Origin of the sequence: Candidatus Fukatsuia symbiotica, assembly GCF_003122425.1 — a bacterium.
GTDB classification, from domain to species: Bacteria; Pseudomonadota; Gammaproteobacteria; order Enterobacterales; family Enterobacteriaceae; genus Fukatsuia; species Fukatsuia symbiotica.
Window position 1 is genome coordinate 2,624,251 of record NZ_CP021659.1, and the last position, 15,944, is coordinate 2,640,194.

Annotated in this window: 10 protein-coding genes and 2 pseudogenes; 1 reads left to right on the forward strand and 11 read right to left on the reverse strand. The window is 47.0% G+C overall.

The window, feature by feature from the left end; translation table 11 throughout:
• Positions 1-24: 24 nt before the first annotated feature.
• From traI to CCS41_RS12830, 9 genes and pseudogenes are all read right to left on the reverse strand, one after another.
• Entirely contained in the window at positions 25-4,935 is a 4,911-nt protein-coding gene (traI, locus tag CCS41_RS12795) for a conjugative transfer relaxase/helicase TraI (protein ID WP_205411433.1), read from the reverse strand.
• Positions 4,926-5,201, reverse strand: a complete 276-nt coding sequence (locus CCS41_RS16175) for a relaxase domain-containing protein (RefSeq protein WP_205411434.1) — start codon at positions 5,199-5,201, stop codon at positions 4,926-4,928. Before CCS41_RS16175 ends, traI begins: the two co-directional genes overlap by 10 nt.
• A pseudogene (gene traD / locus CCS41_RS12800) lies at positions 5,201-7,302 on the reverse strand (type IV conjugative transfer system coupling protein TraD). The gene CCS41_RS16175 and the pseudogene traD overlap by 1 nt, the downstream one beginning before the upstream one ends.
• Before the next feature lie 73 nt (positions 7,303-7,375).
• Entirely contained in the window at positions 7,376-7,636 is a 261-nt protein-coding gene (locus tag CCS41_RS12805) for a hypothetical protein (RefSeq protein ID WP_119797653.1), read from the reverse strand.
• 298 nt (positions 7,637-7,934) lie between these two features.
• Positions 7,935-8,060: pseudogene (locus CCS41_RS17810) on the reverse strand (DUF4158 domain-containing protein); the annotation flags it as partial.
• 34 nt (positions 8,061-8,094) lie between these two features.
• Positions 8,095-8,382 carry a type II toxin-antitoxin system RelE/ParE family toxin gene (locus tag CCS41_RS12815; RefSeq protein WP_119797654.1) on the reverse strand — a complete coding sequence of 96 codons (288 nt, stop codon included), beginning with the start codon at positions 8,380-8,382 and terminating at the stop codon, positions 8,095-8,097.
• On the reverse strand, positions 8,382-8,603 hold the full coding sequence (locus CCS41_RS12820; RefSeq protein ID WP_006707195.1) for a TA system antitoxin ParD family protein: 222 nt from the start codon (positions 8,601-8,603) through the stop codon (positions 8,382-8,384). The genes CCS41_RS12815 and CCS41_RS12820 overlap by 1 nt, the downstream gene beginning before the upstream one ends.
• A gap of 462 nt (positions 8,604-9,065) precedes the next feature.
• On the reverse strand, positions 9,066-9,269 hold the full coding sequence (locus CCS41_RS12825) for a transposase (protein ID WP_162860079.1): 204 nt from the start codon (positions 9,267-9,269) through the stop codon (positions 9,066-9,068).
• A gap of 143 nt (positions 9,270-9,412) precedes the next feature.
• Positions 9,413-9,778, reverse strand: coding sequence for a transposase (locus tag CCS41_RS12830; RefSeq protein WP_119797656.1), 366 nt, complete (start codon positions 9,776-9,778; stop codon positions 9,413-9,415).
• A 175-nt stretch (positions 9,779-9,953) separates the two neighbouring features.
• On the opposite strand from CCS41_RS12830, the gene CCS41_RS12835 reads away from it, so the two are divergent.
• Complete coding sequence (locus CCS41_RS12835; RefSeq protein WP_240313777.1) at positions 9,954-11,234, forward strand: flagellar biosynthesis protein FlhF; 1,281 nt, start codon at positions 9,954-9,956, stop codon at positions 11,232-11,234.
• Positions 11,235-11,318: 84 nt separating this feature from the next.
• Here the strand turns inward: CCS41_RS12835 and CCS41_RS12840 are convergent, their stop codons facing one another.
• Both CCS41_RS12840 and traG read right to left on the reverse strand, forming a co-directional pair.
• Complete coding sequence (locus tag CCS41_RS12840; RefSeq protein ID WP_119797657.1) at positions 11,319-12,668, reverse strand: Fic family protein; 1,350 nt, start codon at positions 12,666-12,668, stop codon at positions 11,319-11,321.
• Positions 12,669-12,884: 216 nt separating this feature from the next.
• Positions 12,885-15,944: a conjugal transfer mating-pair stabilization protein TraG gene (traG, locus tag CCS41_RS12845; RefSeq protein ID WP_119797658.1), complete on the reverse strand. Its 3,060-nt coding sequence runs from the start codon at positions 15,942-15,944 to the stop codon at positions 12,885-12,887.

Genomic DNA, 15,944 nt, shown 5'->3' on the forward strand with positions numbered 1-15,944 from the left:
CTCTACATAGGTGTTAGTTTCTTTCTATTCCTCGAATGTTTTCTCTTTAACTATATCCCGTTCTAGCTTCTGCAACCGTTCAGAAGACAATGTTGTCTGGGCAACATCTTGCACGACCTTATTGAGCGCACCATTATCTTTACTTGAGGGATCCGATTTCATTGATTTCAATGCATTCTGCGCCGCTTCTTCCTGAATGATCTTCGCTGCTTTTTCGATAGCTATCGCCTGATTTTCTTGCTCAGGCTGTTGTTGTGCGATGTCCCTGGCTTTTTTCTCTTGTTCAGCGGCATATTTTTCCACGTCATCGTGGATAAAGGGTAGGGGATCATCAGGTGGTGTTTGTGCCTGACGTGTGGTTTCATCCTCAGGAACCAGAATATTACCGGTGATACGGTTAACGTTACTTGGTATCCCAACACCTGATAAACGGATTATCACCCCGCTTTCTGGGTAAACATGCGCGAGTCGTATAGCTTGATGGATATCCGCTGCGAGTCTCGTTTCTCCATTACGACTGATCTGTAAGCCCGCAAATCTAGCATCCTGACTGCCCAGCACTCGTGGTTGGTGGTTTAGTTCTATTTTACTTCCTTCTTGTTGCAGTCGGATTTCATCTAGGTAAACCCCGGCGCGTTTACCGTTGCTGTCCCATACCGGCAATGCCATATGAGGGGTGGGATATTGACGCCCGGGCACAATCAATTTTGCCATTGATTCTCCCGATCCCAGGCCACGTGTTTGTAATAATTTGCGTCCCAGTGCGGTATTTTGCATCGGTGTGGCGCTTGCCATCAATCGCGCCGCAATCTGAGCGGCTTTATCATCCGCAGAATGCAGTAAATCATGGGCGGTAGGGTATTTTTTCTGCTGTTCTAGTGCCCTCAACCATTTCTCTCGGTCGTCGGTATACACCTGCACATGTTCTTTTGCGCGAGAGAGTGTCACATAACCTCCCTCTCGGGTGGCCATATTTTTCCTGCCCCTTTCTGTTCCTTCCAGCGTAATAACATAGCGGGAGCTGGCACCTTGTGCGCCGTAAGAGGTGACGGCATAGGCCAAATCAATATGCCGATCTTCAATAGCTTGCTTTGGATCCAAGTGCTTGTTGTGTTCGCCGTCAGTGAGAGTGATGCTGCCGTTGTTTTCTATTTTGCTCACTTGCCACAGACTATTAGCCACATAGCCTCGGTCATTATCACTGCGGGTAAAACGTAACTTGTCACCGGTACTGACAAGAATTTCTCGCGGTTTATACAGTGCAATAGCCTCTGTGCTGTTCTCAAAATTTGATATCAGCTGCGCTTTTCCCTCGCTATCACGCAGAGTAACCACCCCAGCTTTATCATCTATCTTGGCCACGGTGTAATACTGGTTGTTCATTAGCACGATATTGTTAACATGCACAGAGAAACCCTTAGCACGGCGTAATTCATGATGTAATATGCGCACAGGCTCCAGAATGGATAATAAGTATTCGGTATGGCCAAGCTCGCCCGCCGCCTGGAGTTGCTGATGAATTTGCGCGTTAATGGCATGACGATCATCGTTGAGATGCGCCACGATGAGCGTATGGTTTCTGGTATCAACAGTACGTCCGGTATAATCCTGACTGATAGCACTGATCACGTCAATGGGCGCAGCGCGGCTTTTCTGCTGTGACACTGTGTTTGCCTGTTTTTTCTGATCTTGTTTAAACTCTATCACCGATGCAGTGGGTATCCATGCCTGTGGCTGGCGGGGTATGCGGTCAGGTGTCACTGTTTCTATGCGGTTTAAGGCTTCGCGGGTATTTCCTTCTATCATGCTATAGATAGCTGTTTTCAATGCTGGCGTCTGGCGTACGATGTCTTTCATTATTGCGATGTCAATGGCGCTGCGTTGTTGCATCAACTTAAAGGGCTGGCCGGGAGCAATCGCCTGTAGCTGGGCGCTATCCCCGCTGCTAATCGCCCGTCCGTGGCCACGGCTGATCTGCTGATACAACTCGGCCATATCCCGGTTCCCGATCATCGAAGACTCATCAATGATAAATACCGTATTGTGATAATCTGGCGCTTCACCGGCTAATGCTTGTTGACGTGCTTCACTGAGAAAGGAAGCCAGTGTTTGTGAGCAAATACCTGCTCCTTGCATTTCATGAACGGCGCGGTGTGTCGGGGCGAGACCCATCATTTGTGGTCGCTGATTTTCCGGTAAGCTATCTATAGCGGCCATCACTGCTTTAAATTGAGTGGTTTTCCCTGTACCCGCAAACCCCTGGATAGCCAGGAATTGATCGGCACTTTTCAGGATCATCGATGTTGCTGCTTTCTGGCCGTCAGTCAACCCCTCCAGGTATTGCTGTGGAATAGCCGCCATGAGCGGTGGAACAGCATTTTTGCCCTGAGCGATGGTGCGGAGGATGGATTTTTCCATCTCATAGGTCACGCGTGACACCAACAGCCCGGTACCCACACCGGCAATCGGTGACAGACTGATCAGGTCGCCCTGCTTTTTTTGCTGCTCAATTTCAGCTTTAATCTGGTTAACTGTTACTTCAGGCGACCATCCCAAGGACGCTGAAATGAGCGTAAGATCTGAGAAAGCAATCCCCTGAGTTTGAACGCGACTCAATCCTAATGCCACCGATTGCTGTACCGGCGATAATAAATTTTCTCTGTTCCGGCGGATGGCCTTATCCAGATTATCCATACCCGCTTGTGCTTTAACCTGTTCGCTGGCTAAACGATAATGTGGATGACTGGCTAAGCGTTTTTCTACGCGATCCAACGGCATGGCAGTGTACAGTGTTGCTTTGTCACCACTTCTCGCCAGTTGATTAAGTGTCGCGGCATTTAAATCACGGGCGCTGAAGGCAGCCAATATCTGATTTTTGTCACTGACGCTAGCTCCCACGCTTTCAACATAATCGGGTAACAATTTGAGGGCACGCGATCTGTCCAATGTGAAACTGTTGCCCTGTCTTTCTACAGTAACACCCGTTTTACTGATGGCGGTGACTTTCAGTGTTTCATGGGCTTTTATTTTCCCTTTCATTTCTCGCCCAACCGCCCTGAGCTGTTCTCCGACCGCAATAGTCATTTGTTTTTGTGCAAACAGGCTCCAACTGCTGTCCAGCTTGTTAATTTTTTCGGCACGCACATGGCCGGTTTCACTGGTTAGCTGCAGGGTATTGGTGCTATCTATCACCCTGTCTATCTGATAGCGGTGCATCGTTTTCTTTTCATTATCCCACTGCTCCATCACCATACCAGCGCGATAATTTTCACGTTGATGGCGGCTTTTTCTGTCCAACCAAACCGGATGTAGTACTGATATTGTGGTATCGACTTCACCCAATTGACCGGATCCTTTTAATTGGGTGCGTATTGCTGCGGTGAGTGTTGCCTGCTCCCGTTGCCCGTTAACCTGGGCAACCACCTCTGTTTTTGCCGACTTCATGGCTGCATACTCTGAGGCCATGACTTCATATCGGATACGTTTATCGCTTTCACTGACAACAACGGTGGCTAATGGCTGGCTGCCGTAAAGCTGATAATGGGGGACACCTGCCTCTTTCAGTACCGATAGCGCATTGCCTGTTCCAGGACGTTGCTCACTGTTTATAAACAGTAGCTGCACGCTCTGTTCTTGTCCCTTTTCCAGTAACAGCAGTGTTTCTTTCAGTGTCAGTTTTTCGGCCTGGTCGATGACCAGAGTACTTTGTGGTAGCAAGGCGAATTCACCTGTAAGCTGGCTACGCACCATCACCCGACCAGCAATATGTTTGTCCTGCGCTAGCCAGGCACCACTGCGTCGGTCTGCTGCCAGGATCCTTACCTCCCTTCCTTGATCGTTGGTCATCATCACCGCCTCCGTGATACGCTCGCGCCAAACGGCGGCACCTCCTTGTCCAGATAAGATCGCCACTGGGGATTTGTCCTGTGCCAACACTGACCAGGCGTCGGCATAGGGGCGTTCTCTCACTTGTGCCCGATCAAGAAATGACAGTACCCGATTTTCTCGCAGAGTCGTTTTAGCTAGTTGATGTATGCTCAGTTCATTAAGCAAATGAATATCTGAGGTGAAAATGCCTTTTTCTTTATCCAGCGGGATCACTCGCTGTTGTTCAATTGCCGCTTCAATACCCTGACGCACGCGCTCGAACACGCCAGGCTCTGCTGGTAGTTGCCCTACGGTCTTAGCCAGCAAATCGGAATAGGTGAATTGTATTTTGCTATCATTGAGCAAGGAAATAGCGTGATTAATGACCTGAGAGATATCGTTGGTTATGGTCTTGTTTTCCTGCCTGCCGGTCGTCTGTTTCTCTTGTTGATGAGCTTTGGCTCGGCTAATAAAATCAGCGAGATTAAAGCCGGTTTCTTGCAAGCGTGCTTTCCATTCCGCCACCAGGATCAGGGGATCCGAGGCGACTTTAGCTTTGCGGGTATTAAGTGCAGCAATATCACGGGAACGCAGCGATGCATCATTCTCTACCGTCCCACGGAGGGTTTGGCTACGTTGCGAAAAAGGCGTTACAGGGACACCTTCCATTTCCCACAGACCATTTTTGCCCGTTTCATGGGTTTTATAGCCCATTTTTTCGACAGCTTGACGCAATGAATGGCGATAAATATTTCCCAGCGCCACTTGATTGACCATCACAGTTTCCGAAAAGCCGGTTTTCATTTTAGTGTCACTGGCGAGCGCACGCCATTTGCCTTCAGCATAGGTGGCATTCAATACCAACACATGCGTATGTAACTGCGGATCGAGATCACGGGAGGTATCGTGATGGTAGAGTGCTGCGATAATATTACCGGTCAAGACGGTAGCGGTTTTTTTGTCTTTAGTGATGCGGGCGCAGGACAGCGTCTCAACTTCCTGCATGGCAACAGAGACAGCGGCATGGTGTGCCTCAATAAAACGCGGATCACCGCCGATTAATGCCAATACAGAGACACTTTTGGGGAGGAAAAGGTGAGATCATAACCTGCACGGTGGGTCTGTTTACCCTTTACCTTGCGAGAAATCTGGATACCGTTCGGTAATATCCCCTGTTTAAGTTGATCAAGCACTGCATCTTTGACCGGCCCAGACAAACCAAGCCTGTTGGCTCCCTCACCCATCCAGCGAGAGCCTAAACTGCCCAGTACGTAATAATTATCCTGATGGGCGTAATAGCGGGCGTTACCGGCTATCGGGCTAATACTCATCATCAAAAGTATTCCCCGGGCTCATCTATTGCGTGATCGGCGCAGCGTGAGTTGATATTGTCTTCTTCCTTGCGTACCATTTTTCTGGTTTGCAATGGTGGGGTGTATTGATCGTCTCTTACACCCTCTTTAATATCACTACCTGCACTGATGTTGGGTGCGACAGGTTTCATCGCTAGCGGATCTTCTCGGCCCCCTCCGGCAGTCGTATTGTCTGTTTCCGTGGGTTTTGCGGTAGATTTAACCGTAAATGTTTGTGATTTTGGCTGTAGTGCCGCGTTTTCATGAGCAAAAAGGGAATCCAACGCCTGACTCGCTTCCTCACGACGTTGCGCTAGTTCACTTTCAACGTGTGGATCGAGACTGGATTCAATATGGCGTAATACCCATGGCTCGGCCACGTTAGCTAATTTTTGGTACTTGAGCGACATTTTGACTACAGGGTAATGACCCGGTAGCGTGACAAAACATTCCAAATCTTCCAGCATCTGCACATCGGTATAGCTGACAATATTGATGCGCTGTTCATCTTTACTAAACGAGATACCATCTCGCACCTGCTCGGCTCCAAAACTGGTCTGCTCGGCGCACTTTTTCTTTACCGTTTCGCCGATATCTTCCTCAACAAATTTTGCCACTGATGCACTGGGTGAGCGGAAAAAATATTTGGTGTTCAGCAAATCAAACATCGCTTCGGCAAATTTGTTGCCATAAATTTCCTCCAGTTGCGGGTAAGACTGGAATCCTAAGGCAAAGCACCCCCGAATTTACGTGCTTCAGCGATGATGTAAGGCAGGCTGGGGAGTTTGTGCAAAGAGGGTAATTCATCGATAAAAAACCAGACGCGGCGATGCCGGTTTTCCGCCATCGACAGCAAACTGTTGGCGGCGATGCCAAGCCACATCGAGATAACGGGTTTTAACGATTCATGATGATTTTGATTGGAGGTGACGAATAACCAGCCATGCTTGCCGCTCCCTTTACCCCCTTGCATCCATTGGCGGATAGTAAACTTTGGCTGGCCACTACGTTCGATACCCTGCAAATAACGCATCGCCTTAACATAATGGGTCAATACACTGCGGATAGAAAGGGCGGTCTTTTCAATCTTACCGTCAACTAAGGTGGCAGCCGGTGTACCGGCTAAAAATTCGCGCAATTTCTCGAGATTAATTGCCAGCAGCGTGCGGAGAAATTTATTATAGCTACGGCCTTTATCCTGGCGCATACGCTGCGCCGCTTCAGCGAAAATTGTTCTGGCAGAGCCTTGCCAGAAGGGATCTTCCGATGAATTCATTGGGATCAGCGTGTTAGAGAGGGTTTCCAGATCGGGCAGGGTTTGACATTCTTCCCACATATCCCAGTTGGCACAGCGTTTATCCAGCGGATTTAATAGGATATCTTTCGATTCATCGTAATATTTATCAATAAAGGTGCAACCCTTATCATAAATAATAACTCGATCACCCCGTTCACGCAGAAAAGACAAAAACTTCCGGATCAGGGTAGATTTACCGGAGCCCACTGTGCCATGCAGACCAAAATTTTGGGTTTCACTGTCTTTTTTGATCGGCAGAGGGCCAATCTTGATATCCGACGCCTGCCCGCGTTTTCTCATCAAACGGGCAACCGCTTTAGGATCGTCATTTAATACCCGTCCTCCGGTAATTTCATCCTCACTTTGCTTGCGACCGGTGTACCCTAAATAGCAGTAGAAAAATAACACCGCAAGAAAAACCACTATCATGGAAATGAAGGCAGAAATGATTAATTCCTGTTTTAGCAATTGACCACAATAAACGGTATAGGCGTCATTAATTATCTGGTCCGTCGTATAATGCAACTGCTTTCCATAATAATTCAGCGTATAACGAGTCGGGTTGACGCTATTTTTTAGTAGTGGATGGATACTCCATGCATACCAATACATCAAACCATTGATACTATTTTGTGTACTAACTCGAATAAACAACATCACTAGGGTCATGACCATAAATGACAGGGTCATATAATAAAAAATGAGGCTATTTATTTGCAGGAACATGCGCAGACGCATAAAAGCGACCTGCCCGCCCTGCGTTAAATGACGAAGATTCAGGTGCATTATTTTCTCAATGTAAAACAGGATGGACGCAGGCGTAACTAAAACAGTTATACCTCGCCCACGGAGAGTTAACTTACACTAACTTGATAATAATGGTTGTGATAGCAGCAATAGTTCCAACAAAACCAGATGCAATGGCTACGGGATACCAGAATATTTCACGATATAATTTAGTTGTTTCTGCCGCTGTCTTCTTGCTATCCAAACTGAGTTTAGAAAACTCAGCATTTATCCTTGAGGTTTCAGCACTGATTTTGGACGTTTCAGCCATAAGTTTTGCTATTTCTGCATGTATTTTTTCAGATTCCTGATTGTCCCATGTCTTGCTGGTCATTTACTGTCTCCTAAAGAGTCTTGTGTTAATTAATTTCCATTTGAAAATAAATAAATTGATTATATTAATTTTATTTGTTGATGTACCTCAATCATAATGATGATAAAAACAACATCCGCATGACTTTCTACTAAACGTTCTTTTAATTAGGCAACAAACCCACAGGTACGCCATTCATAATAGATGTTCTCAGCGTGTTTCCTCTCGTTCGGCATACTGTGACCAACTGATGCGCAGTTATCGCCCGATCCATTACAATAGAAATGTAGGCACCATAGTATCAGGCAGTTACCTCTTGACCTGAAAAACATAACAAACACAACTGCATCGCGACATTAAGACAGTTTACATCGCCGCGTTGTTGGATCAACGACAGATCAGATTCATTGAAAGTGTAGTGCTGAATAAGTTCATCTTGGACTTCAAAATCCTAGGTCTGATAGATCTTTCAGAGGGTTTTACCGTTTCATGATGGTGTAAAAGTTCTCATGAGAACCAATGTTAAGCAAGACAACCTCTTGCGGTTTCCTTTTATCTGGCAAAAGTCGATATGCCAGTAAAGTTTCCTGTTTGTTGATTTTGAACTTGAAAACAAACACGCCGGCTAAATCGCCTTTTTTTTCTTTACCGATGGTAGGAGCAGCAGTAATCTCCATGACAACCTGATCGACCACTTTTTTATCGCGTGCAGGCATTTTTTTAACAACGCGATTAAACGTTGGTGTGCTAAGAATCTTCAACGACATCACACACCAATGTGGTATTCAGACAGTTGACCCGCATCTGCCTCAGCAGTAGCGAGTAGCGTGCTCTTGATAAATTGAACGGGTAGTTCTGGATTATCCTCAACCACCTTCCCGAGACGCGCCCAATATTCGATCTGTTTTGGAATGGACCGATGTTCAGCAACGGCGCGCGGCCTGGCCATATCTACTAGTTCATTGGATAATTTCAATGGGATTGCCATAGAGCCTCCTTGATGTTAATTGCATCAATATACAACAATATACTACCTTTTGTAACCCGTGAATAAAAATAGGTCATTTTTTCGCAACCCATTATCTGTTACTACTGGTCTTGTTCTGCATTTAAAGGCCAGGGGGAGATTTAGCTTATTAATTAACCTAATTTAGGTTGTAAAATGCTCAATTTTTGTATGTTAATTAAACTCTTGAGAAGACTTAGCTTATAAAATGCTTAAATACCAACCTTGTTGGTTATAAATAATACAAAGTGAAATCCCGCCCTGTTTAAAGACAATGAGCTAACATACCAACGCAAACGATAGTGGGTTGCACTCTTCTTTGTTTGTTCACTCGCTACCTCAATGAAGATACTTGTGCCTAATAGTAAAGCTTGTCAACTACCTCACCACGGTGCTCGTCGATAAAGTGAATCTGAATCACAGGGTTTGCGATAGGCGGCACTGTTAACAAAGTAATTTAAAGACCTTAAGACAAGCGATGGCGAAATAAAGAAAAAAGGTGATATCAAGCTTATCAAAGCATAAAGCGAGTCTTTTGTGTTCTTTTATTTTGCCGAAGAAACGTTCAATGGCATTGCGTGTTTTATATTTTTCTTTATCTTTTGGCTGGATACCGGGATAAAGCGCGCGCTTGCAGCGAGGGATCACTATTCTGGCCTAATAAATTTGGACACTAAAGAAAGGAAAGACTTTCATATCAGTGCGTTGTCCTTCAGACAAACAGACACCCCTGAGATAATTGCCTGCAAGACCGACATGAATTTTGGTACTTATCCCTTTGCGCCCGCGCCCTATCGACTGAGGTCCTTTTTTTTTAAACTCCCTGAGCCGTGGCGGTGTACCAGCACTGTGGTGCTGTCTATCCAGACGTAATTAAGGCTGATTTTCTTTCTTTTCTGCAAGAGATAAAGCAAATGCCAGAATAGCCCATTTTCACTCCAGCGTTTAAAACGCGTGTAAATCGTATGCCAATGGCCATAAAAAGTAGGCACATCACGCCAAGGGATACCGGTTCTCAATACGTATAACACTGCCGAGAAAAAGTGATAATGGCTGATACCCGCGGGTCTGCCTGGCCGCTTATAATACTTAAGAATATGAGGCTCGATTTCTTTTATAAAATCGGATGCCTTGATCGGATAATGTCTGTTTTTCATCCTTAACAACCCCACAAAAAGTGGATCTTATCTCAATATTCACTTTGTTAACAGTGCCAGGTATCTACACATTTATTGTGATTAATGCTATTACTCTTTAGCATGCTCTCAACTTCTCTTTTGCCGGGCTCGATGCCCGGCTTGACCGCCATATCAGACGCGGGTTAAACGACATATGACACCTTCAGATCCTCTTGCCTGTGCGATTAAAGATGTCGCCAGCGCTCAGAAGACCACCTTTGCCACCACTAAGGCCGTCTGGCGATTTCTCAACAATGCCCGTATTACCTTCAGCCAGCTTAACGACCCGATTATTGCGTTCGCCCGTGAGGGCATTGCCTCAAGCCCACATTCATATGCTCTCGTGATTCATGACGGGTCGGGTTTACAGTTCCAGTCGCATCATAAAAAGCAGAACCGCCTGCAGATGAGCCACGGCAGGGACATAGGGTATGAGCTACAAAGTAGCCTGCTGGTTGATGCCGCCTCCGGCCTGCCGGTTGCTCCTCTGGCCCAGACGTTGACAGACAGTGCGGGTTGTCACTCAACGCTGAAAGACGACACATCTGCCCCGCAGACCCATATGGATGCCCTGACGACGGATATCACTCGGCTCGAAGCCCTGGATATCGGCAAGACGTTGGTTCACATTATTGACCGTGAAGGGGACTCCATCGCCTACATGTGGGAACTGAGTGTTCAGGGTCTACGCTGGCTTATCCGTGGTAAAGAAGGTCACCGGGTTCAATATAAGGGTGAAACTCAAAAACTCGGCGAAGTCGCTGATGGTCTGGAATTTACAGTGAGAGCGGAGGTTGACTATAAAGGGAGAAAAGCGGGTCTGGCGATTAGCGAGGCCCCTGTGATAATCACCCGGGTTGCCAGGCCAAAGCGTTCAGATAAGGAAACGGGCCGACGGATAAAAGCTCAGCCAGGGCACTCCCTGACTGTCAGATTGGTTGTGGCCCAGTTGAGTGATAATGAAGGCCGGGTGCTGGGGCGCTGGACGTTGCTGACGAATGTGGAGGACAAGCTCTGCGGGGAAGAGAGGGCGCAGTGGTATTATTGGCGCTGGAGCATTGAGTCGTTTTTTAAGCTGATAAAAGGTGCAGGGCATAACGTGGAGGCCTGGCTTCAGCACAGTGCGGTGCTACGCAGATTGCTGATAGTGAGTATGGCGTGTGTGCTGGCGTGGCGATTGCAGCGCGCAGAAGGAGAAGAAAATGCGCGTGCCCGGCAGTGGATATGTCGGTTATCGGGGCGACAACAAAAGCGTAGCCGACGTGAAAGCACACCGTCGCTGTTGGCAGGGTTAGCGATATTATTAAACACGCTAAAGTTATTGTCAGAATACCCCAGAAGAACTGACCCGGCTGGCAGTAAGAGCCCTGTGCCAGTTCGAAGATGTGTAGATACCTATGTAAGGGGTTGGGACGCGTTCATTACATTTCTCTAACCTGATCGAAAATGCAATAGGCTTATTAAGCAACTCGTTTATTGCCAGTTTGAACTGAATAGGCGGGAAAACTCCAATCACGAATTAAAATTCACTCTGTTGCGCTTGCCACAATGAAAATTCAGAGCGACTTAAACCGTAACGCACCAATACACCTTCGTGTAATCTGCGCAGCTCGGCTATCACCAGATATTCAACATTTTCACGATCCATTTCAGGCACCTGTTTTTCCAATGTACGACGAATGACCTTAAGAGGCTCTTGTCCTTGCTGGATAACCGTTTCTCTCACGGTTTGATTGATAATATTTCTATACATTAACCGTAAGGGTTCGGGTTCGGACAGATTCTGTTTGATGGCTAAATACTCCTGTGTGGAGCGTTCATAAGCCCAGATATACAGATCACGTAACAATTCAATGCGAGTCATTTCATAGACACCAATAACCGCACGACTGTATGCCTGTTCAGGTACATCAATGAAGGTCAGAGGGCACAAATTAGCGCGGATCATCGGCAAGTTAGTCACTAGACGTGAAGTACGTTTATTCACATCTGCGAAAGGTTGTAGGTAAGGCAGATGAACCATAACAAAAAATGATTGTTCAAACGGATCACTGATCTGATTTGCTTTATTTAGTATCCTGTCAAGTATCTCGCTGATTTGCGCCGGTACAGAAAGAGGGCGGTAAACACTCTTGCCAATATCAACAGCATGTTGACGTAACCGGCCTTCATCAGCAGGGTTAGGCAGCAAGTTTTCCGACAAAATACTGTGCAGATTGAGCAATGTATAACGGTTGAAGCGGATAGTCGCTGCATTATCGATTAACAACTCTATGGCTGCTTTGTGATTCAGGATCATCTGCGTTTCAATGGCCGCTTTACCTTGAGATACCATGCCTTGTTCGATCAATAGGCGGGTATCCAAGCGGGAATAGGTATTTCCTTCCAGATGACTCGATGCCCATGACAAATCGATCAATAAGCGGTTCAGGATCTCACGGCCATAAGTTCCGGCAGGGAGTTTAGCTTGTCCGGTATCCCCCATTTTTTTTAATTGACGACACAATGGCTCGGACAGGTAGCGTGTTTTATTGGGTTGGTAGCTTCCTAGAAAATCGCGCTGATAGCCTACTGGTGTGCGTATTGTGATGGGACGATCAACATAAGCAAGAATATCTACACTGTCCGCAGAAAGCGGAATGTGCTGAGGAAAGGTATCATCCGTGTTAGCTGCATCGGCTGACTTTATCGGAAAATAGCGCCGTGCACGTCCCTCACCAACGGCAATAATTTGTCCGGCTTCGGCCATTTTAGCAAGCCAGCGTTGGGCGGTGCGGCGTCTGATATTAGGATGGCTGGCCAGTACTTCAGCCAGCGTTAGCCCGGTAGATAACTGAATATTTTGCAAAAGATCAGAGAGGGATGACATAGTTACCTTTGGCGCGATTTAAGGGTACGAGTGGCGCGATTATGGCGCCATTTTTATAATCGCGCCACATAATTGGCGCGCATTATTTTGATGTCATTCCTCAGCTACCGGAAGGCTTTACGCCAAGCTGCATTAACTGTTCTTGTGGACAGAGTATATTTTGTTGTCTTTGTAGATAGCATGGATAGTCGATGCATTGGGCGACGTTTTCTTAACTCAGTTATCCACTGTCATCCTTTTGTATCGGTCGAAAAATAGCCCAATGAACACGCCCATCGGTATAAAAACAATGCCAATGCACCCAACATAATAAGCTTGGCAGATACCAGGATAAACGGTATGGATAGTCACACGACAAAATAAAGCGACGGGATCAGCATCAACATGACTCGCCAAGACAGCGTCTGAAACAAGCTGTTTATGATCATTGCCCACCCCTTTATTTTTTTTCTGTATTTCCAGTGCCCGCTGAGTTAGCGCATCTTGACTTGCTACCCAAGGTAAACGTTGATTTTCAGTCGCGTTGTCATAATCTTTATCGAATTTTTGTTCTGCCTGCTGGTGAGCTGAACCACGGTCTTTTTGATCACTGTTTATACCCTCCTTAGCACTATTAATCTCCCTGTCAGCATGGGAAATATGCTGGTTTCCATCGCTCATCATCGAGTCGACTCTATTGGTGTTATCAGAGCGAATACTGGCAGCGTCAATCCGTGATTGAATGGCTGAGTTCCCCTGCTGCCAGGCATTTTCTCCAACCGATGTAACGGTGTTATTAACATCAGACATCCCTTCTCCCAACTGTGCGCGACTGTTGTTAAAGTGACCGTCGACGCGGGCACGTAACTTATCTTCCATAAATTGACCCGCAAGCTGCTCCCGCTCTGCTCTAACCATGGGGCTGGCTGTATCCGTTAGTATAGCCTCAGCGCGCTCAGGACTGTGTGACTGAACATAATTCACAAACTCCTGCGTATAATTGCTTTGAGTTTGAGCGCTGGTTGTCTGTGCTGCTGAGGCCATTTGGCTGTACTCGTGGTTGCGATTAAGGCTGGCGGTATAGTGTTGATACCGGCTATCAGCAACACTCAGGGTGGTACCTAACTGCTCAATCTGAGCGTTTGCCGTATTATCTGCATGACTCCCTGACTGTGAAGTACGGAAACTTTTTAGCATCTCCCTGCCCTGACGAAAATCATTGGCTTCTTGGCTGGACTGGTCAATCGAATGATCTTGTGAGCGTGTTGCTTTTTCATCAGTACTACGGGTAGATGCATTACTCGCGGTACCGCTTACGCCGCCACGAAATTCAACGCCAGCAGCAACCCCCGTCGCCAACCCCGCCACTTTTCCAAAAATATGCCTGTCTGAATTGATATCGACACGTCCCATAGCACTGCCTGAAAGCTCAGCCCTGCGGGACATATTATTTAACTCAGTAAAGGCTTGAGATTCGCTAATATTATTTTTCTCTGCATAGCGCTTGGCGGCTGACAGCATCTGATTAACCGCCTGGGTTTCTGATGTCCCTTGAGCACTGTCAATGCCCCGCGTTACCGTCGCGCTATTCCCCGTTTGCTGTGAAAATTGTTTAGCCTGGCTATAGGCGCTGTTACTGGTATGATTAAATCCAGCCAACGCGCTTTCAGCCTGGATCTGGCTTTCTCGCGCTAACCGTTGTGCCGTGCTGCTTTCTGTGCGACCAAAATTAATGTCCATTGGCAGCTTTGACAGGGCGGGAGTGGTGTTATATACCCTTTGTCCACTCCCTGTTTGCGTCACCAGCGCCCCACTGCCTACCTGGGAGGTCATCTGACCATGCGAAAAGGCACTATTGGTATCCCATTTGTTACCTTGAACATTGTCTGTTTGCAGGTTGTTCAGTGACCAGGTGCCATCCACGGCTTGAGATGATGATTGGGTTGCCGCACTTTGCATCGCCGAGCCCAAATAACTCCCCGCTTGCGAAACCGCACTTCCCAGTCCTTTGACAATACCGTAAGCCAGGAACGGGATAGACAGCGCCAACCAACCGGCGGTGGTGCCAATATCGGAATATTGTTGCTGAACCATCGAGAGGTTTGACAGCGTAATAGGCGTCCCTGTGGTACGAGTTTTTAGATAAAAATTCATTGCGTTATTCATAATGGCAAATAACAGCGGCCAACTTTGCAAATACGCCAGGGTAAACACGTATCCTTTGAGCACCTCCAACGATAATAGGCTGATTAATGCTAGCACCATGATAATCGGAAATAAACCTATCAGCACCCCCGTCAGCACCGTTTGCATAATGGGCAACTGCCGCATGGCAATGTTGGCCCCCGTTGCTTGTGACATACGCATTTTTGCATAAGAGGATTCGGTTGCGAGGTTCACCAAACTGGCCGTATCACCGCTACGAGCTGCATAACCGACAATCCCTTTACGCAACGCACTTAAGGTGACATTACGTTTCATCATCACACTAGCACTTTGGCTGTTACCATAGAAATAACGGTAACTGTCTCCCATTAATTCACCGAATAAAACGGTGGCGTTAGGGTACCCTCCCAGGATTTGGCGTACATAATAGTGCCGAGTTTTCCCACCGGTGCTGGTATCCCGCCCCAATGCATTTTGTAGTTGCACCGCTGCCCATTGGCAAGTCTGGAATTGACCATTATCATCAAATACGCCGCGTAATGGACTCGGTCTACTGAAAATCAAGCTGTAGGGATCTTCGCTGTTCATTAACTCATCCAGCTGGTATTTATGGTTCAGCAACATATCGCCGACTACACAATTTTGCACATAATCTGAGAACAATCCTGAAATCTGCGGGTGGGTTGACATAAAGTCAGTACTTTTCCCCATCAGATCGGCACCAAACAACATGCCGGTTTTACTGTAGGTCAGCGCATCCGGTTGATGGAATACCGTTTCGTATCCTTCGACCAAAGCATGACCCACGGTTGTGATCAATGAGGCAGGCAACACCAATCCGACAGGCACATTATCGACCTGATAGACCGTCATAGGACGCGAGCTATCGATAATCTGTACCGGTAATCTGATAGCAATCAGCACACCAGAGACCAGCGTATAAATGCCTACCCATTTGAGCAGCGTCATCATATCGTGCCCTTTAATGTAAGCCATTGCTGCCACTACAACCGATAAAATCGTCGCCATACTCAGCAGGGCTTGCCAGTTACTTGATGTGGTAAACGCAGCTATCGCATTGAGAGAATCACGAAACCAGGCACCACCGGTGAGGGTATAAATGACATTCAT

Coding starts and splice junctions, on each gene's coding strand:
- CCS41_RS16175 (WP_205411434.1), bottom strand. CDS start 5,201: ATGATGAGTATTAGCCCGATAGCCGGTAACGCCCGCTATTACGCCCAT.
- CCS41_RS12805 (WP_119797653.1), bottom strand. CDS start 7,636: ATGACCAGCAAGACATGGGACAATCAGGAATCTGAAAAAATACATGCA.
- CCS41_RS12815 (WP_119797654.1), bottom strand. CDS start 8,382: ATGTCGTTGAAGATTCTTAGCACACCAACGTTTAATCGCGTTGTTAAA.
- CCS41_RS12820 (WP_006707195.1), bottom strand. CDS start 8,603: ATGGCAATCCCATTGAAATTATCCAATGAACTAGTAGATATGGCCAGG.
- CCS41_RS12830 (WP_119797656.1), bottom strand. CDS start 9,778: ATGAAAAACAGACATTATCCGATCAAGGCATCCGATTTTATAAAAGAA.
- CCS41_RS12835 (WP_240313777.1), top strand. CDS start 9,954: ATGACACCTTCAGATCCTCTTGCCTGTGCGATTAAAGATGTCGCCAGC.
- CCS41_RS12840 (WP_119797657.1), bottom strand. CDS start 12,668: ATGTCATCCCTCTCTGATCTTTTGCAAAATATTCAGTTATCTACCGGG.
- traG (WP_119797658.1), bottom strand. CDS start 15,944: ATGAATGTCATTTATACCCTCACCGGTGGTGCCTGGTTTCGTGATTCT.